The sequence below is a fragment of the Paenibacillus sp. FSL H8-0282 genome, from assembly GCF_037963825.1.
GTDB lineage: Bacteria > Bacillota > Bacilli > Paenibacillales > Paenibacillaceae > Paenibacillus_AQ > Paenibacillus_AQ odorifer.
This window is the reverse complement of record NZ_CP150146.1, coordinates 4,484,301-4,506,691: the sequence shown is the minus strand read 5'-3', so window position 1 is coordinate 4,506,691 and position 22,391 is coordinate 4,484,301. Positions and strand designations below refer to the sequence as shown.

Here is a 22,391-nt window from a genome sequence, read left to right as displayed (position 1 = left end):
ATGAGATATGATTGTTTAATTATTGATGATGAAACTGAACTTGCGGAGACCACTTGCGAATATTTTAATTTGTTCGATGTTCAAACCGCGTTTGTTACAAGCGCTGATGCCTGCCGGAGCTTTTTGCGTGAGCATCAGGTCTCAATGTTACTGCTAGATATTAATTTAGGCGGTGAATCCGGCTTCCAGTTATGCAAAGAGCTGCGTCAGACGATGGGGATTCCTATCTTGTTTATTAGTGCCCGCTCCAGTGAAGATGATGTATTGATTGCTCTTGATATCGGAGGAGATGACTATATTCATAAGCCGTATACCCTGCGAGTGCTGCTCGCAAAAGTGAAGGCGGTGCTTAAACGCCACAATAACGAAGTTAGAGCTGAGGCAGCTATCCTCCAAGCCGGCCCTATCCAGATAGACCCCGAACTTAGGAGGGCAAGCCTTAATGGCGTAGCTCTCAAGCTGAAAACGATGGAATATAAATTGCTCAGCTATTTGATTCAGCAGAAAAATAGGGTAATCCCCAAAGAGGAGTTATTTACAGAGGTATGGGGAGATGTTTTTGCGGGGGATGGCACCCTAAATGTACATATCCGTCATCTACGTGAGAAGATTGAGCAGAATCCTAATGATCCTCAGTACATCCGTACAGTATGGGGCATCGGTTATGCTTTTGAGGACAAATAGTTATGACAAAAAAACTGCTGTTGGCCCTTCTGTTTACTATATTTGCCGCAAGTTTAGCGCTCACCTTCCTAATTCTTAATTTGCAGGTGGAGACAGGAACAGATAGAGTGGCGATCAATACCATTGTGAAGCTCACGGAACAGAACTGGGACAAGCTTGATCCGAAGCTGTACAAGGAAAGTCCTTATGAATTTGCCATTATCGATACCGCGGGAGTACTTAAATATCAGACGGGAAATGCGATTTCCGTTACTGTTAACGAAGCCATCAATAATCGGGATACTCTAGTGGACGTTTTTGATCAGGATAAGATGGTGGGGAAGGTGATTATTAATAATGATTACCGTGCGATCTTTATACATATGAAAAAACAATTTATACAAGTTTCTATTGTGATGCTGCTTCTGCTTACGGTTCTAGGCGTTCTCTATATTTGGTTCCTGAATCGATCGGTTCTCCGTCCGTTCCGCAAAATGCAGCAATTCGCGAAGCATATCGCGAGAGGTGATCTGGAAGTGCCGCTGGAGATGGATCGTAATCATCTGTTTGGTGCTTTTACCGAAAGCTTTGATATGATGCGGGAAGAGCTTGCAGCGGCTAGACACAGCGAATATTTGGCGAATAAAAGTAAAAAGGAACTGGTTGCTAGTCTCAGTCATGACATTAAAACACCCGTTGCTTCGTTAAAGGCGATCACGGAACTGATGTTATTAAGCGCAAGGGATGAGAAGACCGGCAGACAGCTTAACACTTTGTACTCCAAAGCAGATCAGATTGATCGTCTGGTGACTGATATGTTCCATTCGACCTTGGAGGAACTAAATGAACTTAAAGTCAGCTTAACGGAAGAGCAAAGCCACCTGCTGATCCAAATTATAAATAATGTAAATTTCTATGAACGGATTTCAGCAGCATCTGTGCCTGACTGTCTCATTACGGTGGACCCCTTGCGGTTGCAGCAGGTGATCGATAATGTTGTGAATAATTCCTACAAATATGCCTACACAGACACACCCATAGATATTAAGTTCGAGATCACGGATCATTATCTGGAGGTAGATATTCTGGACTATGGTCCCGGGGTTCCTGAAGAGGAGCTGCCTTTAGTATTCAATAAATTTTTTCGGGGCAGTCTGGCCGTGAGCCAGAATGGTGCAGGTCTAGGCCTGTACATTTCCCGTTATATGATGCAAAAAATGCAAGGCGACATTCTGTGCTCCAATCGGGAGGACGGATTTACAGTCAAACTGCTAATTCCCTTAGTAGGACAGAATTAAGAATTAGCTAAGGATTGCACAAAGACATGTTAAGAACATTTAACGTACGATAAGGTTGCAATTACGAATGAGCTTGTGATTGCAGCCATTATATTTCGCGTAGAGCTATGATTTTTTTAGCGCAATTAATGAGCATGAATGTAAATGGAGTGTTCAACATGAGCGAAGTGAATAATAAAGTGCTGATGCAGACTAATAAGCTTGGAAAAACCTTCTCCCATGGAGGAACTCAGCAGCATGTTTTGAAAAATCTGGATCTGACCTTATATCATGGTGATTTTACGATTATCATGGGCAGCTCTGGTTCTGGTAAATCAACACTGCTGTATGCCATTTCGGGTATGGATAAGCCAACACTTGGAGAGGTTCTATTTGAAGGTCAGGATATCACAGCCATGAGTAATGATCAGCTTGCGATATTCCGGCGGAAGAATTGTGGGTTCGTGTTTCAGCAGATTCATCTGCTGGATACGATGAGTGTCCTCGACAATGTATTATCAAGTGCTTTTCTTGTACAAAAGGATAGAGCAGGTGCTGTAAAAAAAGCCAAAAAGCTACTCTCTGATGTAGGTCTGGATGACTCTGTCTGGGGCAAGTTTCCGGCGCAAATCTCAGGTGGCGAAGCTCAGCGGGCGGGGATTATCCGGGCATTGATCAACAGTCCAAAAGCGGTTTTCGCCGATGAGCCGACGGGTGCGTTAAATAGTTCAGCAGGAATAGGTGTACTGCGCGTCCTTACTGAGGTGAATAGACAAGGGCAAAGTATAATTATGGTTACTCATGATCTTAAAACCGCGTTGCGTGGAAATCGGATATTGTATTTGCGGGATGGAGTCATCGTGGGAGATTTGCGTCTTACCCCTTATAGCGAAGATAACGGACCTGAACGGCAGCAGCAATTACAGTCCTTTCTAACCGAATTGGGGTGGTAGGGATGAGCAGCCTAATAGGAAAATTAGCTTGGTCCAATATTCGTAAAAGAAAAAGTGCTACGGTTACGCTCTTCATTCTTATCATGATAGCTGTGCTGCTGCTGAACATTGGTCTTACGGTCATTTTGAAGCTCAATTCCTTCCAGCAAGAAAAAATGACTGAATTAAGGACTCCAGAAATAAGTGCATATTTTCCAAAAGATGATTATCTAGAAGAGTATGAGGAGCTTGTGGATAGTTATTCATATACAGAATCCTGGGAGAATGAAGCAGCAATTCTGTTAGCAGATGCTAAAATGAAGTACGGACAAACGGACACTACGGTAGCTTTTATAATTCTTAACATGGATACACCGCGGACCAAGGGACTGTTCAAGACAACGACTCCACCAGGATCTAAGGATGCGAATATGATCTATCTGCCTTATTTGTTCCATGTTGGATCGGGGTATAACCTTGGGGATACTTTTACTTTTGTATACGATAATAACTCATTTTCTTATACCATAGGTGGCTTTATTGAGGAGCCGTTGCTAGGGACGTTAACTAATGGAGCTTTAAAAGTATTTTTGAATGATGAAGGTTATAAACAGTTGGAGGAACGTCTTGGAACTGAAGCTCAGTACAGCTTTCTATCAGCAGATTTAACCGATCCTTCAAAGGATGTAAAGCTGGAGCAAATGCTTAGTGAGCGGATTTTTGCCTCAGGAAGTACGGATCAATTTCAAGTCATGCGGGCAGAGGTTGGGCTCGAAGGGAACCGTGTTTTTGTTAATCTTTTAGCAGCCATTTTAATCGTATTTGCACTGATTATGGTTCTAATCTCGCTTATTGTCATCAGGTTTCAAATATTGGGGCATATTGAAGACAATTTAACGAACATCGGTATTTTAAAAGCTAACGGTTATACTTCATGGCAGATTAAAAATGCGCTTCTGCTACAGTTCACCTCAGTTTCCATCATTGCAGCTATACCGGGAGGCGGGTTATCTGGGCTGGTTATGCCGTTGGTAGGGAATATGATTTCGTCTTCAATCGGACTTCTGTGGCCAATATCCTTTGAAGGGGTCAGTGCAGTACTGAGTTTGGTTATTGTCTCTGGACTAGTGCTACTTGTTACCTATCTGTCGAGCCGGCGAATTCGGAACATTACTCCGATTACAGCTCTGCAGAGCGGAATCCTCACTCACAATTTTAAGCGGAACCCAATTCCACTCGAAACATCCCGGATGAATCTGCAATTCAGCTTAAGCCTTAAAGCTTTAGTAAGGCAGGCAAAACAGAATATGATGATCGTATTGATCGTTGCCGGATTAACCTTTTCTAGTATTTTTTGCTCTATATTGAATTTCAACTTTAAGGGAGATACCTCCGCCGTTATAGAACTGGTAGGTATAGAACGCAGCGACTTTTTGTTATTGCCGAAAAACGGTGACCTACAGCAGGGGAAGTTTACAGAATTAGAAGCCATGCCAGGGGTTGAAAAGTTGACTGTATTGGATAGCATGGTCGCTTCGATTAAAAACACCAGCTTTATGCTCCGGGTATCTGACGATTATAGCAAGCTGGAGACACAAACCATATACAAAGGGCGAGAGCCAATTTATGATAATGAAATTGTGATTTCCGGTGTTATTGCAAAGTTGGAAAATTCAGAAATAGGGGACGAGGTCCCGATCACTTTTAATGGTGTGACGGAGAATTATTTGGTTACTGGCTTAAGCCAGCAGATTAGCCAACTTGGAATGGTGGCGAGTATGACCGGTGATGGAATGAGAAGACTTCAACCGGAGTACACCCCTCTGTCCATCAATGTGTATCTGAAAGAGGGGGGAGATGCGCAAGCTTTTGTGAAGGATCTGGAAGCACGCTTCCCTAAGCAATGGAACATTACTAACATTCGAGAAACGGTTGATAGTACGCTCAGTACATTCACTGCCGCAGTATCTTCTATGACAGCAGTCATCACTGTGGTGACGATTATAGTAGTCAGTCTGATTTTGTATTTAGTGATTAAGACTTTGATTCTGAAGCGGAAACGTGAGTTCGGCATTCTTAAAGGAATGGGTTATACCACTTTTAATCTGATGACGCAGATTACCTTTAGTCTGTTTCCGGTGATTGTGGTGGGAGTAGCTTTGGGGAGCATAGGGGGGTATTTTTTCTCAGACTCAGCGTTTGTACTATTGCTCTCGAGTTTAGGGATTTATAATGTCCAACTGGCGGTTAGTTTGCCTCAAGTATTGCTATTGTGTGCAGCCATTCTAGTAGTAGCTTATGCGGTGTCTATGCTTGTTGCCCGGCGAATTCGGAAGGTTAGTGTGTACGATTTGATTATGGACTAATTTAAGCGAAAAACAAAAAAACAACGAGCAGGAGGTTAGTTACTCCATGCCCGTTGTTTTTTTATTACATATTTATTCGTCCGTCATCATAATTGAATTGCCAGTCGATGCCGAATTTATCTTTTAGACTACCATAACAAGAGCTCCAGAAGGTTTCTTGCAGTTCCATAACTACTTTACCGCCCTCTTGAAGCTTATCGAAATATTTCTTTATGTTATCTAAATCCTTACTAACTACGGAAAGACTAATATTGTTTCCTTCGATAAAAGGCATGCCTGGAAAAACATCAGAAAACATTACATTACTGCCTTCGATATTCAAGCGGGTGTGCATAACCAAATCTTTAGCTTCCTCAGGAAGAGTGAAATTGGGATCGGGTGGTGTTTCACCAAAGGTCATGATTTGTGGACGTTCAGTGCCAAACACCTCTGCGTAAAACTCTGCTGCGTCACGACAATTCCCATTGAAATTAAGATAAACATCGATGGACATTTTTTTCACTCCTTAAAGGTTTGTTAGCGTTACTTCGAAAATACTTAAAATTCAAAATACCTTGTCACTTCCACATTGTATCATTTACCAGTTTATAAACAAATATTCTTATAGTCTCATTATTAAACTTTTATTTCATCTACTATCTTCTAATTAAAAATAGGATATGGTAGTATTCAAGAAAAGGGATAATTTTCTATAAATTAAATAAAATTATATTTATGTTAAATAGTTAGGGAATTTAGGCTCTTGTTAGATCTTTAAAACGGAGAGGAGGTGATGATGAGTGCGGGTAAGGCATAGAGGAGGTGACCATTCTTTAAAGGAGTGAATACTGCAATTGTAGCATCGCGTGGCTATTAATAAATTATTTGCGAATTTATTTAATTGTCGAAAGGAGAATAATAAATGACAAAAGCACTAAGGAAGCAAATGTTGTTATTGCTTACGATCATGGCTTTAGTTATCACCGGATATGCTCCTTCTACCACGTATGCCAGTGAGGCGCATGTTGACAATCCGTTTGTAGGAGCTACAGCATATGTTAATCCTGATTATGCCGCACTGATTGATACCTCTATTGCTCAGGTTACCGATAGTACTTTAGTTTCCAAGATGGAGACCATTAAAAAATATCCGACAGCCGTATGGCTGGATCGAATTGCTGCAATTTATGGCGGGACAGAAAACGGAGGCAGAAAAAGTCTTGAGGAAACATTAGATTCCGTACTCGCGCAAAAGCAACCAAACACGCCGATTACAGCCACATTCGTAATTTATGATATGCCTGGGCGGGATTGCCACGCTTTGGCCTCCAATGGCGAGCTGCCACTGACAGCAGCGGGTTTGACAACCTACAAATCAGATTATGTTGACGTAATCGCCAGTATTTTTGCAAAGCCCAAATATAGTGACATTCGGATAGTGACTATCGTAGAGCCGGACTCGCTTCCGAATCTAGTTACTAATCTCAGCACACCACAGTGTGCTCAAGCTAACTCCACGAATATTTACCGTGATGCTACACGTTACACTTTAAATGCTCTCCATGCCATTCCAAATGTGTATACTTACATGGATATTGGTCACTCTGGCTGGCTCGGATGGGATACTAACCGTGGCCCCGCTATCGACCTCTTTACTTCGGTTGTGTCAGGCACTACAGCTGGACTTGCTAGTGTCGATGGATTCATTACGAATACAGCCAATACCACTCCACTAGTAGAACCTAATCTTCCAGATCCGAATCTTACGATAGGCAGCCAGCAGCTTCGTTCTGCAAGTTATTATGAATGGAATCCGTATTTTGATGAAGCTGATTTCACAGCAGCTTTGTATTCAGGTTTTGTAGCAAAAGGTTGGCCTTCCACGATCGGCTTCCTTATTGATACTTCCCGTAACGGGTGGGGAGGAGCAAATCGTCCGACTAGTGCAAGCGGAACAACCGTTAACGCTTATGCGGATTCCGGTCGGATTGATAAACGTCTCCATCGCGGCAATTGGTGTAATGCCAGCGGCGCCGGAATTGGAGAAGTTCCACAAGCAGCACCCGCAGGTTATGCAGCCTCACATTTGGATGCATTCGTCTGGGTGAAACCTCCGGGAGAATCTGACGGCTCCAGCAGTGCCATTCCAAATAATGAGGGCAAGGGCTTTGACAGAATGTGTGATCCGACTTATACCAGCTCAAGCGGCACACTGACCGGTGCATTACCTAATGCGCCTGTATCAGGCCACTGGTTCCATGATCAATTTGTTCAGCTGGTACAGAATGCTTACCCTGTAATTCCTCTGAGTAACGGAGGGGGTACTGTAGTTCCTGCGGCACCCACTAATTTGGTAGCGACAGCGGGAGATGCAAAAGTAAGCCTGAGCTGGACGGCATCCAGCAGTGCGATTAGTTACACCGTAAAACGAGCGACCACAAGCGGAGGGCCGTACACCACTGTAGCAACCGGGCTAACGGCAACGAGCTACACCAACACAGGCTTAACGAACGGAACAACCTATTACTATGTTGTAAGCGCAACCAATAGTGTAGGAGAAAGTGTGAATTCGGGACAAGCGAATGCGACCCCAGCGGCGGTGGCGACAGTTCCAGTAGCACCAACTAACTTGGTAGCGACTGCAGGAGATGCAAAAGTAAACCTGAGCTGGAGCGCATCCAGTGGTGCGACTAGCTACACTGTGAAAAGTGGGACCACAAGCGGAGGGCCGTACACCACTGTAGCAGCAGGGCTAACGACCACGAGCTACACTAACACCGCCCTAACGAACGGAACAACCTATTACTATGTTGTAAGCGCAACCAATAGTGTAGGAGAGAGTGCGGATTCTACACAAGCGAGTGCGGCTCCAGCAGCAGTGGCGACTGTTCCCGCGGCGCCAACCAATTTGGTAGCAACAGCAGGAGATGCAAAAGTAAACCTGAGCTGGAGCGCATCCAGTGGTGCGACTAGTTACACTGTGAAAAGTGCGACCACAAGCGGAGAGCCGTACACCACTGTAGCAACAGGGTTAACGGCAACTGGCTACATCAACACGGGCTTAACGAACGGAACAGCCTATTACTATGTTGTAAGCGCAACCAACAGTGTAGGAGAAAGTGTGGATTCGGCACAAGCAAGTGCTGTTCCACAAGCTCCAGCAGCAACTAGTCTGACGTTGCAGTATCGGGCGGGAGATACTAATGCGACAGACAATCAGATCAAACCTTATTTTAATATTAAAAATAACGGCACAACCGCAGTGAACTTAAGCGAACTTAAAATCCGTTATTATTTCACTAAAGATAGTAATCAGACGTTAAATGGCACAATTGATTGGGCACAGATCGGCAATAATAATGTTCAAGTCGCCTTTGCAGACAACACAGGCACGAATGCAGACACTTACGTTGAACTTTCGTTTACTTCTTCGGCTGGTTCCATTCCAGCTGGAGGCCAGTCCGGAGATATTCAACTCAGAATATATAAATCAGATTGGACTAATTTTAACGAAGCCAATGACTACTCCTTTGATGCTACTAAAACTGCTTATACTAACTGGGATAAAGTGACGCTTTATCAAAGTGATGCTCTCGTATGGGGGATTGCTCCGTAACGGAAAGCAGGGGATAATTAAAAGAGCCGCTGGAGTGATCCAGGCGGCTTTTTCTGTATTATTTAATTCGTTTACCGAGTAGCACAAGCAGCCAGATGATTCCAGCCCCAACAATGGCGTGACCAAGTCCCGCAATATGGGGCAGGAAGCTAATATCACTGCCGTTAATTTGCAGCATTCCACGTGTAGCCATTGCACCAATCGTGATTAGAAGACCAATGTTATAGACAATGTACCATGCACCAAAAGATTTAGCCTCATGGATATTAAATAACTTGTCTAAGATCATAGCAATAATAAAGAAAAAGAATCCTAAGACTAGAATGTGAGTGTGAAGCGCAACTAATATAGTATCTCCTGTGAAATCATTCATTTTAGTAATTTCGCGATAGGCCACTCCGGCTATCAAACCAAGAATTGCATAGAAAAAAGACGTGTAATACAATTTTTTCATAAGAATATCTCCTTTGTAGTTATCGTTATGATTGAAGTGTATCAAGCAATTAAGAACGCAATATGAACAAATGATTACAAGGTGAAAAAAATCACTAGTTTATAAAATACATTATATCCTAAAGGAAGTTTCACTTTCCACGACGAACTGTACTACTAGAGAAATGAGAGGAGACTTAAGGAAAATATGAACGATAACGTTGAAGGATTTCCTGTGCTCGAAACAAACCGCTTTATTTTGAGAAGAATTACACTGGATGATGCTAAAGAAATATATAATTATTTTTCAAAAGATGAAGTGACCCAGTATTATGATCTGGATAGCTTTACCGATATACAGCAAGCGATCAACCTTATCGAAAGATGGGATGAACGTTTCAAAGACAAACAAAGTATTCGCTGGGGAATAGCCAGGCGTGAGGATAATATAATGATGGGTTCATGCGGATATCATAACTGGGCGCACAGAAATTTCAAAGCAGAGATTGGGTATGAATTATCTCCACTTTATTGGCGGCAGGGTGTGATGACGGAAGTCCTGACAGCTATTATTGCGTATGGCTTTGAGCATATGAAGCTCCATCGAATTGAGGCGTTTTATGATCCGGCTAATATTGCCTCCAAGAAGTCTCTTTTGAAAGCGGGCTTTAAGTATGAGGGATTGTTGCGCGAATCTTTTTTTGAAAAAGGTAGATTTGTAGATGCGGAGATTTGCTCTTTGTTAGCTTCCGATACGAACTAAGAAGTATAAAATTATAAAAAAGCGAGTTAACCATAATGCGAGAGGACGTATTATGGTTTTTTGTTTGTGATACAATAAATAGATTATCGACTTTATCCTACGTGGTACTAATCCAACATACATATCATGATGAAAGAAGGTGAAGGTATGGAGTTTGAGTATTTGCTTCGTGTAATTGGTGCGGGAATTTGTGGCGTATTAGTTGGATATGAACGCAAAAGCCGGATGAAAGAAGCTGGAGTTAGAACACATTTTGTTGTGGCCTTAGGTGCTGCACTCATGATGGTCATCTCCAAATATGGGTTTCAGGATCAAGCGGATTGGCCTAATCTTTCTCTTGATCCCGCTCGGATAGCTGCTCAGGTAGTAAGCGGAGTAGGTTTTTTGGGCGCAGGAATGATTTTTATGCAAAGACACACAGTCAAAGGGCTCACTACTGCTGCAGGGATTTGGGCAACAGCCGGAGTGGGCATGGCTATAGGGTCTGGTCTTTATATTCTTGGCGTAGGAGCAACGATAATCATTTTACTTGGGCAAAAGATCTTACACAGTCGTAATAGCTGGCTGGCCGCACCAAAAACCCAACAGCTCGTTATAAGTCTAGCTAACACAGAAGGCGCTATGGGCCGAATTCAAGAGTTGCTTAAAGAACACAAAATCGCTGTTCTAAGTTTTCATGCTGAAAATAACAGTGTAGAATCCGAATTAAACGTAGAAATCGTTGTAAGATTGCCTGAATCATTTAATCCAGTACAATTGTTATCGATGATCCAAGAGGACGCAGCGGTTAAGACCGTTGAGTTTCAATGATTTTTTAGCACCTTCGATGTAACTAACTCACTTCGCATCAAAAGCTACCTCCTTTTTGAGAGTTTCCTTTTGATGCGAGTGTTACCTTCAATTTACCATCGATTCACACACCCTCACATTAATCCAAGCAAAATACCACTTTCAGTCTTTCTATTCCAATTAATAGGTTCAAGATTCAAATTAAATGCTAATTCATGGGCTTGTATGTTATGTCTGTGTTATATATTGAGTGGTTTTTGTGTTGGTTATCTTTCGTTAACCGCTTACATTTATTTTTAAATAAAAAATATGTCATTTATATTGACACATAAACCATGACCCTTTATTATTAATCCCATCACTGGAGAAACTAAATTAAAATTTAAATCAAAGAATACATTATCAGCGCTTTATTTGCAAATAATTTCTTGTTTTTGTGGTTTATTAATCCAATTAATGCACTGGAGAAAATAATTAGGAGAATGCCCGTGAAAAAGCACGATCAGGATTTTATGAAGCGACAAAATCGTTTAACGGTTTTCGAAATTATAAAAAATCAACAACCGATTTCTCGCGCTTCTATTGCTAAACAGACTGGTATGAGTCCTACGACTGTAAGTCGAATTGTCGGAGAGTTGACGGAGGAAGGATATTTACTCGATTCAGAGCAGGTATCATCAGGATTAGGTCGGAAATCAACGTTAATAGGTATGATGGACGCTTCTGTATTATCGGTTGGCGTTGAACTGGATCGCAGTCTTATGTCTATTGGAATTGTGGACTTACAAGGACAGCTTATCTGCAGTAGTCAATTTCCCCGTACACCAGACGAAAGCCCGGATCGAACGCTGGAACGGATTCATGAAGCCATTGAGCAATTGTTCCAGCAGCATGTGATTGACAGAACACGTATCGTGGGTATTGGCGTTGGACTTCCCGGCATTGTGAATAACGAAGAAGGAATTGTTGTCTTCTCTGTTCAGCTAGGATGGAAAAATGTGCCGTTAGCCAAACGCTTGAAAGAGCTGACAGGTTTTGAAATCGCTGTGGACAATGAGCTGAAAGTAAGGGCTCTTGCTGAACATCTTAAAGGAGCTGCAGTCGGCTCCAGCCGTACGGCATTATTGGGTTTCGGTCAAGGCGTGGGCTCTGCGATGATTCTCGAGGGAGAGATCTATCGAGGTGTGATGAACAGTGCGGGTGAAATTGGGCATACGACAGTGGATCCTAACGGAATGATGTGTGAGTGCGGCAAAGCGGGCTGTTTACAGACCTATATAAATATCAGTTCTTTATTATCTGAAGCTAATCGGATTCGCCCGATCCGTACGATTGAGGAGTTATTCGCAGCAAAACATGCAGGAGAACAATGGGCGATTCACTTGATCGACCGTGCACTCATGTATATGGCCATCACCATTAATAATGTCGTATGCATGTATAACCCCGACAGCGTGATTTTAAGTGGAGAACTCGTGGACAAATTCCCGGATATATACGAAGAAGTTGAGCAGCTGTACCTCTCGCGCTTTACCTGGGAGCCGCTTCGTGGTTCCTTTACGATTCATCGCTCGTTGCTGAATGAGAAGGGTGTAATTATAGGATCGGGACTTTTATCGCAGAATCGATTTTTTGCCTTAGATTAAATTAACTACTGCTGGGGAGGTTGTACAGATGGGATTTACAACATTGGTAGAAGAATATCGTGGTGGCCTGCTGGAGAATGTGCATTATGGTGCAGTTAGTGTAGTTGATGAGAAGGGCAACATTTTGTACAAAGCAGGCGATCCGGAGCATATGACTTATCTTCGCTCTGCTGCTAAGCCATTCCAAGCTTTGCCGGTAATGAAACGCCGGATCGATGAAGTATATGGTTTGACAAGTAAAGAAGCTTCGCTGTTTACCGCTTCACACCGGGGAGAAGCCTTCCATATTGAAGCGCTTGAAGCTCTTTTTCAGAATATGGGATTAAAAGAAGAGTCACTTCATTGCTGCTCTACATACCCGCTGAATGAAGAAGCCAAAGCAGAACGTCACCGGGCAAATGAGCCTACTCGTAAAATCTTTCATAACTGCTCAGGCAAACATGCAGGCTTAATGGGCCTTAGCAAATATATGGGTTGGGATATAAACACTTATTACGATCCTAACCATCCTGTACAACAGGAGATTCTTGAGATGATGGCTTATATCGCTGAAGTTCCCAAAGCGTCCATTCCGCAAGGTATTGATGGCTGTGGACTTCCTATCTTCGCACTTCCGCTTCATAAAATCGCTTATTCCTATCTAAAGCTAGCGTGTCCCGATTTGATTGAGGATACGGATATACGTAACGCAGCCGCTGTCATTGCAAAACTTATGAACGATAACCCGGTTATGATTGCTGACACGAAATTTGTATGCTCAGAGCTCCTGAAGGATGACAATCTGACGGCTAAAGGTGGAGCGAAAGGGGTATACGGTATCGGACTCCGTAAGGAACGAGTGGGTATATCACTGAAAGTATCCGACGGATCAGAACAAGTCTGGCCATGTATTATCGCATCGATTCTAGAACGTATTGGTTACAGCAATCAAGACACAATTGATCGCCTATATGCACTCGTGCCTAACACGATTGTTAATGATGGCGGTACTGTAGTCGGCGAACGCCGTGCTGTATTTCAATGGGAGATCTAGAGCATAAGGTCAAGAATAATCTTCAAGTTTGGTGATTAATCGGACTAGAAGCTTTTCTAATACATCGTTTGAATAGGGGAGTGTAAAAAATGAAAGCAAAAGGAAAAGTATGGTCAATGTTCATGCTGCTGCTTATTACAGTAGTAGTGACTGCAGGGTGCGGCAACAAAGCGAGCAACGAGGGACAAAACGGCAATACTGCTGGTGGAACTGAAACTAGCACCCCAACTACAAAGAATGATAAAGACATTGTAATTGCCATCAATTCTAACTTTATTACGCTGGACCCTCATAACGCAAGCGATACGCATTCAATCAGCGCTGCCAGAACGATGTACGAAGGTCTGATGGGTTTTGACGAGAATATGAACGTGGTTCCTGTTCTTGCCGCAAGCCATTCCATAAGTGAAGACGGGTTGGTCTACACGTTCACGCTGCAAGAGAATGTTAAATTCCAAGACGGTACTGACTTTAATGCTGAAGCGGTTAAAGTAAACATCGCCCGTATTCAAGATGAGAAGAACAATCTGAGACTGCGCAAAAGCTTCGCAAAGGTAGCGAAAGTGGAGACTCCTGATGCTAAAACCGTGGTTATTACACTCAGTGAGCCGTACAACGCATTTTTAAATAAAGTAGCTATGGCACCTATTATTAGTCCGAAAGCTTTAGAAGAAAATGGCACCGATATTTCGAAAAATCCTGTAGGGACGGGACCATTTAAGTTCAAAGAATGGGTGCAAGGCGACCGCTTGGTTGTCGTTAAGAACCCTGATTACTGGCAAGCGGGCTTGCCAAAAGTGGATAGTGTGACCTTTAGACCTGTACCAGAGAATGGATCACGGATAGCCATGCTAAAAACCGGCGAGGCGGATTTCATTTATCCAATGCCAACGGAGCAAGTATCTGAGGTTGAAGGTCTTGAAGGAATTACTGTAGATACCATCGATTCGACAATCGTCCGTTATGTAACGTTGAATACGATGAAAAAACCTTTCGATGATGTGAAAGTTCGTCAAGCCATTAACTATGCTATCAATAAAGAAGCTTATATCAAAGTTGTGAAATCAGGTCTTGGTGCTAAGCTTGATTCCACGATGTCTTCCAAAACACAATATTATTCCCCGCAAACAGGTTATGACTATGACATTGAAAAAGCTAAACAATTGCTTGCTGAAGCAGGATATCCTGATGGATTCGAAACCGAAATTTGGGGTGAAAATGAATCCGAAACTATGAAGGGTATGCAATTTATTCAGCAACAGCTAGCACTTGTAGGGATTAAGGTAGACGTGAAATCCATGGAAGGCGGCACATTGTCCGACCAAATTAACTCTGCTAAGACACCAGAAGAAGCAAAAATTCAAATGTGGTATGTCAGCTGGTCTCCGTCTTCAGGTGATGCAGATGGTGCAACCAGAGGGTTGTTCAGTAGTGAAATGTTCCCGCCTGCTGGCTCAAATACAGCCTATTACAAAAATGAAAATGTAGACAAATGGATCGCTGAGGCGAATAAATCTGTTGATCCAGAAGCGGCTAAATCCATCTATGGCAATATTCAAAAAACAATTTGGGAAGATGCTCCATGGGCATTCATGGGCGTCGACCAAATCATCTCAGGCAAAAGATCGTATCTGGAAGGAGTTAAGGTCTTCCCGGATGGTTCCATTAATGTCCTGAATGCAGAAGTGAAATAATGCTAAACAAACGTTAGGTTTAATATCCCAAGAAATGAACGAGGCCGCTTCTGTAGTATGGTGGGAAGCGGCCTCACTAAATCATTTGTCGATACTGAAGGGGGCTTATGAGTTGGGTAGATATGCTTTACAAAGACTCCTCGGGGTTATTCCGCTGTTGTTCATTGTATCGGTGCTTGTCTTTTTGTTTATTCACTTAATCCCAGGCGATCCAGCCCGACTTATTGCCGGTAAAGATGCCACGCTTGAAGAGATTCGTGGAATTCAGGAGCAGCTGGGTCTCAATCTGCCTTTGTGGAAGCAATACATAAACTACATGGGTGATCTGCTAAGTGGGAATCTGGGCAATTCGATCCGTTCAGGGATCCCGGTTACTGACATGCTGGAAAGCAGAGTAATGCCTACGTTGTGGCTGACTTTTCTTAGTATGGCCTGGGCTCTAATTATTGGTCTTCTAATTGGCGTGGTTTCAGCCGTTTATCGCAATCGGTGGCCGGATCATTTAGGGACGTTGACAGCCATTTCAGGGATGTCTATTCCTGGATTTTGGTTAGGCTTGGTACTCATTCAAATTTTCTCGGTAGAGCTTGGTTGGTTTCCAACGGGTGGTGTTGATTCCTGGAAGTCCTATATTCTTCCTTCCATTACACTCGGGATGGGAATTATGTCTATGTTGGCCCGTTATTCTAGGTCATCTATGCTGGAGACCCTTCGGGAGGATTATATCCGTACAGGACGTGCAAAAGGCTTACGCGAGTATATTGTTATCGGCAGGCATGCGCTGCGCAACTCTTTGATTCAGGTGGTTACCGTAGCTGGACTTCAGTTTGGGTTCCTGCTTGGCGGCTCTGTAATGGTTGAGACGGTATTCAGTATTCCGGGTCTTGGCAGGCTGCTAGTAGACTCCATTTTGTTCCGGGATTATACAGTCATTCAAGCCTTACTGCTTCTGTTTGCTACACAATTTATTCTTATCAATCTATTAGTAGATTTATTGTATGGCGTACTTAATCCGAAAATAAGGTTTTCTCAGTAGCTAATGCGACTAAGAAGCAGAATTTCAATAGATTTATAGGGTGAATTTAGGATCAGGAGGGATATCATGAGTGACAATTCGGCGGTGATGGGAGCAAAATCTCCATTACCCGGAGAGGTACTGGCCCCGGAGAAAACAAAAGGCCGTATGGGTGTTTTTTTACGTAAGTTCAGTAAACAAAAGATGCCCCTTGTGGCCGCATTTTTTATTATATTGCTATTCTTAATTGCAATTTTCGGGCCATTTCTGACCCCGTATAATCCTGATGAACCAAACTACGATGCTCTTATGGCAGGTCCTTCTGCTGCACATTGGGCCGGGACAGACGAATATGGCCGTGATATTCTAAGCCGTTTGATTGATGGTACTCGCTTAACCTTAGCGGTCAGTCTCAGTTCCGTCTTAATCGCAGGTGTACTTGGAACTATCCTAGGTCTGTTAAGCGGATATTATGGCGGTTGGCTAGATCGGATTATTATGCGTGGCAGTGATGTACTATTTTCTTTTCCTGACTTGCTGCTTGCCATTGGGATCGTCGCCATTCTCGGTCCGGGTCTATCCAACGTTGTTATCGCAGTTGCAGTTTTTGGTACTCCATCGTTCGCCCGAATTATTCGGAGCGTAACGCTGTCTGCGAAAGAAACATTGTTTGTGGAAGCGGCTCGTTCCATGGGAGCGAAGCATCGCCGGATTATTTGGCGTCATATTTTTCCTGAGACCGTGCCCAGCATTATTGTTAATCTATCCATGAAGATTGGCGGAGCGATCTTGGCCGCTGCATCATTGAGCTTTCTCGGAATGGGTGCAAAAACAACGGAGCCCGATTGGGGCGCCATGTTAAGTATGGGACGTGATTATTTAAGTATTGCTCCACATATCGTTTATTTTCCGGGGATAGCCATCTTTTTAACAGTACTTGCATTTAACCTGGTCGGGGACGGACTGCGTGATGCTCTTGATCCCAAAATGAAAAACTAAGGAGGGACAAGACATGACTCAACATTTGTTGGATGTACAAGGGCTGAAAACGGAGTTCAAACGCGGCGATGGAAGTATAACTGCGGTTGCGGGGGTAGACTTTGCTATTAAAAAAGGTGAAGTGCTAGGCCTGGTTGGTGAATCTGGTTGTGGCAAAAGTGTAACCTCATTATCGATCATGCGGTTGCTTAAAGATACGCCGGGCAGAATTTCTGAAGGTTCTGTGCGTTTTGAAGGAAAGGATTTGACGAAGATTTCTGAGAAGGAGATGCGCCAAATCCGGGGAAATGATCTGGCAATGATTTTTCAGGAGCCGATGACCTCTCTTAATCCAGTGCTGCGGATTGGGCTGCAATTAACAGAGCCGATTAGGCTGCATTTGGGTTATGGACGCAAGAAGGCTCGTGAGCATGCGATTCATATGTTGCGGCTTGTAGGTATCCCTCGCGCAGAGGAATTAATCGATGAATATCCGCATCAACTATCCGGCGGGATGAGACAGCGGGTTATGATTGCAATGGCCATGTCTTGTCATCCAAAGCTGTTGATTGCCGATGAACCCACGACCGCACTCGATGTAACGATTCAAGCGCAAATTCTTGATCTGATGAAGCAGTTGAAAGATGAACAGGATATGGGAATGCTGCTCATTACCCATGATCTTGGAGTAGTTGCCGAATTATGTGACCGGGTAGTTGTTATGTATGCAGGTCGTGTGGTGGAAGAAGCCTCTGTTCAGGAGCTGTTCGCCAGACCGCAACATCCGTATACCAAGGGATTGATTCAATCGGTACCTAAGCTGCGCCAGAATGTACATCGCTTGGAGTCTATAAAAGGGAATGTGCCAGACCTTTCACAAATGCCTGCCGGCTGTAAGTTTGCGCCACGCTGCGAATTTGCCATGGAGCGTTGTCTGTCGCAAGAACCTGAGCTACTTCCGATTGAGGGGCTAGAGCGCAAAAGCCGTTGTTGGCTTACACAGCAGGAGGACACGGAAGGAGCGGGATGTTTATGAAAGAGACTCCATTAATTGAGGTTAAGGGTTTGAAGAAGTTGTTTTCTGTGAAGAAGGGCTTCTTCGGAACGACTAAATATTTACACGCCGTTGATGGGATTTCATTCGCCATTCGTAAGGGAGAAACGTTCAGCCTTGTAGGTGAAAGTGGCTGTGGGAAATCGACTACGGGCAGGCTGGTGACCCGCTTACTGGAACCCAATCATGGAGAAGTATGGTTTAAGGGACAAAATATTAGCCATATCTCAGACAACCAGATGCGGCCTCTGCGCAAAGATATGCAGATGGTGTTTCAAGACCCTTATGCTTCACTTAATCCCCGCATGAAGGTGAAGGATCTTGTCGCCGAACCCCTGCTTATTCATACAAAGCTGTCCTCTAAAGAACGGGATAAACTAGCTTGCGAACTGCTAGAGACCGTTGGATTGAACAGTTTCCACGCCGAGCGATTCGCGTTTGAGTTCAGCGGTGGACAGCGGCAACGGATTGGGATTGCCCGGGCTCTGTCCGTTCGCCCAAGTCTAATTGTGGCGGATGAACCCGTGTCAGCGCTGGATGTATCGATTCAGTCCCAAGTGTTGAATCTGTTACAGGACTTGCAGGAGGAATATGGCCTGACGTATTTATTCATCTCTCATGATCTCAGTGTGGTCGAGCATATTAGTGATCGAATTGGGGTCATGTATCTGGGTTCCCTTGTGGAGACGGCTGATAAGGATACATTGTATGACCGTCCCTTGCATCCTTACACCCAAGCGCTGCTATCTTCAGTTCCCGTGCCCGATCCAAGCTTGAAGAAGGAACGCATTATTCTAAAAGGGGATCTTCCAAGTCCCGTTGATCCGCCGTCGGGCTGTCGTTTTCATACAAGATGCCCTTCCTGTATGGAAATTTGTAAGCAACATGTGCCTGTATTCCGGGAAGTTGAACCAGGTCATGAGCTCGCTTGTCATCTGTTTGATGAAGAAATGTTGAAACTAGAACGATAATTTAAAATGTGAGTACACTTTACGGAAAAGAAGGGACAGCTATGAATATCTTGTTCGATTCCGCTAATGGGGCGGATACGCTTATCTACTTAGCCTATGAAGAGGAGCCATTTCCTCTTCGGCTGGGAGAAGCTCACAAACAGAGTGGCAGTGTGACATGGTTATATGCTCGCTCTGAGGAAGAGTCCGATGTGATAGCTATTGGAATGGGAAAACGCCGGGCTCTTACGCTTGAGAAAGTTCGCCGAGCAGCGGGATCTGCCGCCCGTACAGCCCTAAGAGAAGGACGAAATTCAGCTTCATTTGTTCGTAGGACAGCAGAAAGTGATATTTCCGCTGCGGATGAGCTGCAAGCATGGATTGAAGGCTGGCTTCTTGGATTATATCGTTTTCAAACCTATCGTGGCGTTACTAAAATAGACATTTCAGTTGATTTGCTGCTCCAGACAGCCGATTGGCCTGAACTGACTAAACCTGAACTGGAAGTTGTACTAAGTACTGGCCGCATGCGCGCTGAAGGAGCAGTGGTTGCTCGCGATCTGGTGAATGAGGTGCCCGGGACTCTAAATCCGGATCGGTTCGCAGAATGGATGGTCGAATATTTCGAGCGTGATAACGCAGTAGTGAAAGTTCATGTCTACCGGGGGCAGGAGCTGGTTGACCTACAGATGAATGGGTTGCTGGCGGTTGGAGCAGGCAGTAAACACTCCCCAGCCCTCGTTGAAATTCGCTATGAGAGTAACCATGAATTGCCAATGCTGGCATTGGTGGGTAAAGGTGTTACCTTCGATTTGGGTGGGATGAATGTTAAGACCGCAAGTGATATTAGCGATGCACGTATGGATATGGGTGGCGCAGCAGCTGTTATTGGCGCGCTGGATATTTTAGTACGGAATCAAGCTCATGTAAATGTGACCGCATTGATCCCAGTTGTTGATAACGTACCTGATGCTGAAGCAATGCTGCCATCGTCTGTTATACGCTATCCTAATGGGCTGACGGTTCAGGTTGCAAATACGGATGGCGAGGGGCGGCTTATTATCGCGGATGCTCTTATTCATGCAGCAAATATCGGGGCAACTAAGGTCATTGATATTGCAACACTTACTGGAAATGTTGGCGCAGCGTTAGGATTAGGTATCGCCGGCATATGGGGTGATGGAGAGATGACGCAGAGCCTCGTCGAAATCGGTGAGCGCAATGGAGAACGACTGTGGCCCATGCCGCTTATGGATGAATACGAAGTCGATCTTCGAAGCAATTACGCTGATCTGCGCAACGTTAGTACTTCACCTTTTGCAGGTGCGATTACAGCAGCGCTTTTTATACGGCGCTTTGTAGCGGAATCGCTGAGCTGGGTCCATATTGATATGGCTGGGACGGTTCAGTACAAACAGGATGTGGGGTATTCAGAAGCTGGAGCAACGGGCTATGGTGCTCGACTGCTCGCTGATTATGTTATGAAACAGGCACAACAATAACAACCGGAAGAGTGGAGGAAAGTTATGAGATTGGAAGTCATCGCTACCTGTATGGACGATGCCCTTACAGCAGAAGCGAACGGGGCTGACCGCCTGGAGCTCATTACTGCGATTACGGAAGGCGGATTAACACCAGGGATAGGATTGGTGCAACAAGTTGCCAAATCGGTTAACATTCCTGCGTTTGTTATGGTTCGCCCGCACAGCCGTTCTTTTTGCTATTCAAAGTATGACATTTTGACCATGGCAGCAGAGATAAAGCAAATTGCAGCCAGCGGTGCGGCGGGGATTGTGCTTGGTGCGTTAACCCCGGAAGGGACTATCGACGAGCGAGCGCTTGAAACATTATTGCCGTTGACCGAGGGATTGCAAGTTACCTTCCACCGTGCTTTTGATGAGTTGAAGGATCAAATAGAAGGTTATCGAACGCTTTGTAAGTATCCGCAAATTACGCGTGTACTCACTTCTGCCGGGCCAGGTCCGGCTCCTGAAGCTATTCCTGCTATGCGGAAGCTAGTCGAGGAATCAAGAGGTAAATCGGTAAGTATACTGGCTGGAAGCGGTCTGAAGCCGGAAGGTATTACTTCATTTATACGTCAGACTGGAGTAACAGAAGTGCATTTTGGGTCGGCTGTTCGTTATGATCAAGACGCTTTGTCGCCAATCGATCCAGCAGCCTTACGGGCGTTAGCGGAGAGTATTCATTCTAACGGCTAATAATAGATAGTGAAAAGGTGAATGGGTTATGCAGAAGGTTGAGAGCTACGTAGTTGGAATCGATTTAGGAGGCACAAAAATTGCCGCAGCATTGTTCGATTCAAAGGGGACCGTGTTGAAACGGGAATTGATGGAAACGGCTGGGGCACGTACCGCTAAAGAAGTGGTGCAGCGAATGATCGATATGATCCGCTCCGTATCCGAAGGGCGACCACTCAGAGGAGTGGGTCTGGCTTCTCCCGGAGCTGTAAATAGCCAGGACGGGATCGTTATTCACGGCACCAATCTTCCGGAGTGGGATAATGTTCCACTGAAGCACTGGATGGAGTTGGAGCTAGGCGTTGAAGTAAAGGTAGTGAATGATGCGAACGCTGCGGCTTGGGGCGAGTATGTCCGAGGTGCTGGCAAAGGTGCAGACAACATGGTTTATGTTACCTTTAGCACAGGGATTGGAGCAGGTATCGTCATTGACGGCAAGCTGCTTCTTGGCAAAAATTCATTTGCTGGTGAACTAGGTCATAATATTATTGACCCGAACGGAACGGAATGCAGCTGTGGAAGATTCGGCTGCTGGGAAGTTTTCGCTTCGGGCACAGCGATTCGGGATATGGCGCTGCGAAGTATGGAGAGCAGCCCGTCGATGATTACGGAACTGGCTAATATAAATGGAGAAAAAATCACTTCGCGGCACGTATTTGAAGCCATGGCACTTAACGATCCCGTGGCCGTCGAGGTTATTGACCGGAGTATTCATTATATGGCACTAGGTCTAGCCAATGCAGTACATACGTTCAATCCTGATCGGATCGTGATCGGTGGAGGCGTGAGTAAGGCTGGAGATTTGTTATTCCCTGCACTGGTGGAGAAGACGGAGCTATTTGTCATGGATCCTTATAAAGGTACTTTTACAATTGAACCTGCCGCGCTCAAAGACGATGTAGGCCTAATTGGAGCAGCTGCATTATTTCATACCGCTTAGGTGGAG

Annotated in this window: 19 protein-coding genes and 1 pseudogene; 18 read left to right on the top strand and 2 right to left on the bottom strand. The window is 44.4% G+C overall.

What is annotated here, in order from left to right:
• From NST94_RS19530 to NST94_RS19515, 4 genes are all read left to right on the top strand, one after another.
• Positions 1-684, top strand: coding sequence for a response regulator transcription factor (locus NST94_RS19530; RefSeq protein WP_076301764.1), 684 nt, complete (start codon positions 1-3; stop codon positions 682-684).
• Between the two features lie 2 nt (positions 685-686).
• Positions 687-1,961 carry a HAMP domain-containing sensor histidine kinase gene (locus NST94_RS19525; RefSeq protein ID WP_076301763.1) on the top strand — a complete coding sequence of 425 codons (1,275 nt, stop codon included), beginning with the start codon at positions 687-689 and terminating at the stop codon, positions 1,959-1,961.
• Between the two features lie 158 nt (positions 1,962-2,119).
• Positions 2,120-2,893 carry an ABC transporter ATP-binding protein gene (locus NST94_RS19520; protein WP_076183127.1) on the top strand — a complete coding sequence of 258 codons (774 nt, stop codon included), beginning with the start codon at positions 2,120-2,122 and terminating at the stop codon, positions 2,891-2,893.
• Between the two features lie 2 nt (positions 2,894-2,895).
• Positions 2,896-5,238: an ABC transporter permease gene (locus NST94_RS19515; RefSeq protein WP_076301762.1), complete on the top strand. Its 2,343-nt coding sequence runs from the start codon at positions 2,896-2,898 to the stop codon at positions 5,236-5,238.
• Positions 5,239-5,302: 64 nt separating this feature from the next.
• Here the strand turns inward: NST94_RS19515 and NST94_RS19510 are convergent, their stop codons facing one another.
• Positions 5,303-5,731 carry a VOC family protein gene (locus tag NST94_RS19510; RefSeq protein ID WP_076183122.1) on the bottom strand — a complete coding sequence of 143 codons (429 nt, stop codon included), beginning with the start codon at positions 5,729-5,731 and terminating at the stop codon, positions 5,303-5,305.
• 453 nt (positions 5,732-6,184) lie between these two features.
• Between NST94_RS19510 and NST94_RS19505 the strand changes: the two are divergent.
• Together NST94_RS19505 and NST94_RS19500 are read left to right on the top strand one after the other, a co-directional pair.
• Positions 6,185-7,789 (top strand): annotated as a pseudogene (locus NST94_RS19505) (glycoside hydrolase family 6 protein); the annotation flags it as partial.
• Positions 7,781-8,833, top strand: a complete 1,053-nt coding sequence (locus NST94_RS19500) for a cellulose binding domain-containing protein (protein ID WP_256720982.1) — start codon at positions 7,781-7,783, stop codon at positions 8,831-8,833. The pseudogene NST94_RS19505 and the gene NST94_RS19500, both read left to right, overlap by 9 nt.
• Positions 8,834-8,891: 58 nt before the next feature.
• On the opposite strand, the gene NST94_RS19495 is transcribed toward NST94_RS19500, so the two are convergent.
• On the bottom strand, positions 8,892-9,287 hold the full coding sequence (locus tag NST94_RS19495; protein ID WP_076129897.1) for a DUF2871 domain-containing protein: 396 nt from the start codon (positions 9,285-9,287) through the stop codon (positions 8,892-8,894).
• A 186-nt stretch (positions 9,288-9,473) separates the two neighbouring features.
• Here NST94_RS19495 and NST94_RS19490 point away from each other — a divergent pair, with 186 nt between their 5' ends.
• From NST94_RS19490 to NST94_RS19435, 12 genes are all read left to right on the top strand, one after another.
• Positions 9,474-10,028, top strand: a complete 555-nt coding sequence (locus NST94_RS19490; RefSeq protein WP_076301760.1) for a GNAT family protein — start codon at positions 9,474-9,476, stop codon at positions 10,026-10,028.
• Between the two features lie 126 nt (positions 10,029-10,154).
• Complete coding sequence (locus NST94_RS19485; RefSeq protein ID WP_244886359.1) at positions 10,155-10,838, top strand: MgtC/SapB family protein; 684 nt, start codon at positions 10,155-10,157, stop codon at positions 10,836-10,838.
• A gap of 467 nt (positions 10,839-11,305) precedes the next feature.
• Positions 11,306-12,463: an ROK family transcriptional regulator gene (locus NST94_RS19480; RefSeq protein WP_076218480.1), complete on the top strand. Its 1,158-nt coding sequence runs from the start codon at positions 11,306-11,308 to the stop codon at positions 12,461-12,463.
• A 28-nt stretch (positions 12,464-12,491) separates the two neighbouring features.
• A complete protein-coding gene (locus NST94_RS19475; protein WP_339281188.1) occupies positions 12,492-13,496 on the top strand; it encodes an asparaginase in 1,005 nt (334 codons plus the stop codon).
• An 89-nt stretch (positions 13,497-13,585) separates the two neighbouring features.
• Positions 13,586-15,190 (top strand): glutathione ABC transporter substrate-binding protein, encoded by a 1,605-nt coding sequence (locus NST94_RS19470; RefSeq protein WP_076141089.1) that lies wholly within the window; start codon positions 13,586-13,588, stop codon positions 15,188-15,190.
• Between the two features lie 112 nt (positions 15,191-15,302).
• On the top strand, positions 15,303-16,226 hold the full coding sequence (locus tag NST94_RS19465) for an ABC transporter permease subunit (RefSeq protein ID WP_076301758.1): 924 nt from the start codon (positions 15,303-15,305) through the stop codon (positions 16,224-16,226).
• 66 nt (positions 16,227-16,292) lie between these two features.
• The gene (locus tag NST94_RS19460) at positions 16,293-17,204 is read left to right on the top strand and encodes an ABC transporter permease subunit (RefSeq protein WP_038572342.1); all 912 of its coding nucleotides are present in this window, start codon (positions 16,293-16,295) and stop codon (positions 17,202-17,204) included.
• A gap of 13 nt (positions 17,205-17,217) precedes the next feature.
• A complete protein-coding gene (locus tag NST94_RS19455) occupies positions 17,218-18,219 on the top strand; it encodes an ABC transporter ATP-binding protein (RefSeq protein ID WP_076129893.1) in 1,002 nt (333 codons plus the stop codon).
• Positions 18,216-19,208, top strand: coding sequence for a dipeptide ABC transporter ATP-binding protein (locus tag NST94_RS19450; RefSeq protein WP_143766409.1), 993 nt, complete (start codon positions 18,216-18,218; stop codon positions 19,206-19,208). The genes NST94_RS19455 and NST94_RS19450 overlap by 4 nt, the downstream gene beginning before the upstream one ends.
• Positions 19,209-19,249: 41 nt before the next feature.
• Entirely contained in the window at positions 19,250-20,689 is a 1,440-nt protein-coding gene (locus NST94_RS19445) for a leucyl aminopeptidase family protein (RefSeq protein WP_076183113.1), read from the top strand.
• Positions 20,690-20,713: 24 nt separating this feature from the next.
• Complete coding sequence (locus NST94_RS19440; RefSeq protein WP_339281187.1) at positions 20,714-21,406, top strand: copper homeostasis protein CutC; 693 nt, start codon at positions 20,714-20,716, stop codon at positions 21,404-21,406.
• A 28-nt stretch (positions 21,407-21,434) separates the two neighbouring features.
• Positions 21,435-22,385 (top strand): ROK family protein, encoded by a 951-nt coding sequence (locus NST94_RS19435; protein WP_076301755.1) that lies wholly within the window; start codon positions 21,435-21,437, stop codon positions 22,383-22,385.
• Positions 22,386-22,391 lie beyond the last annotated feature (6 nt).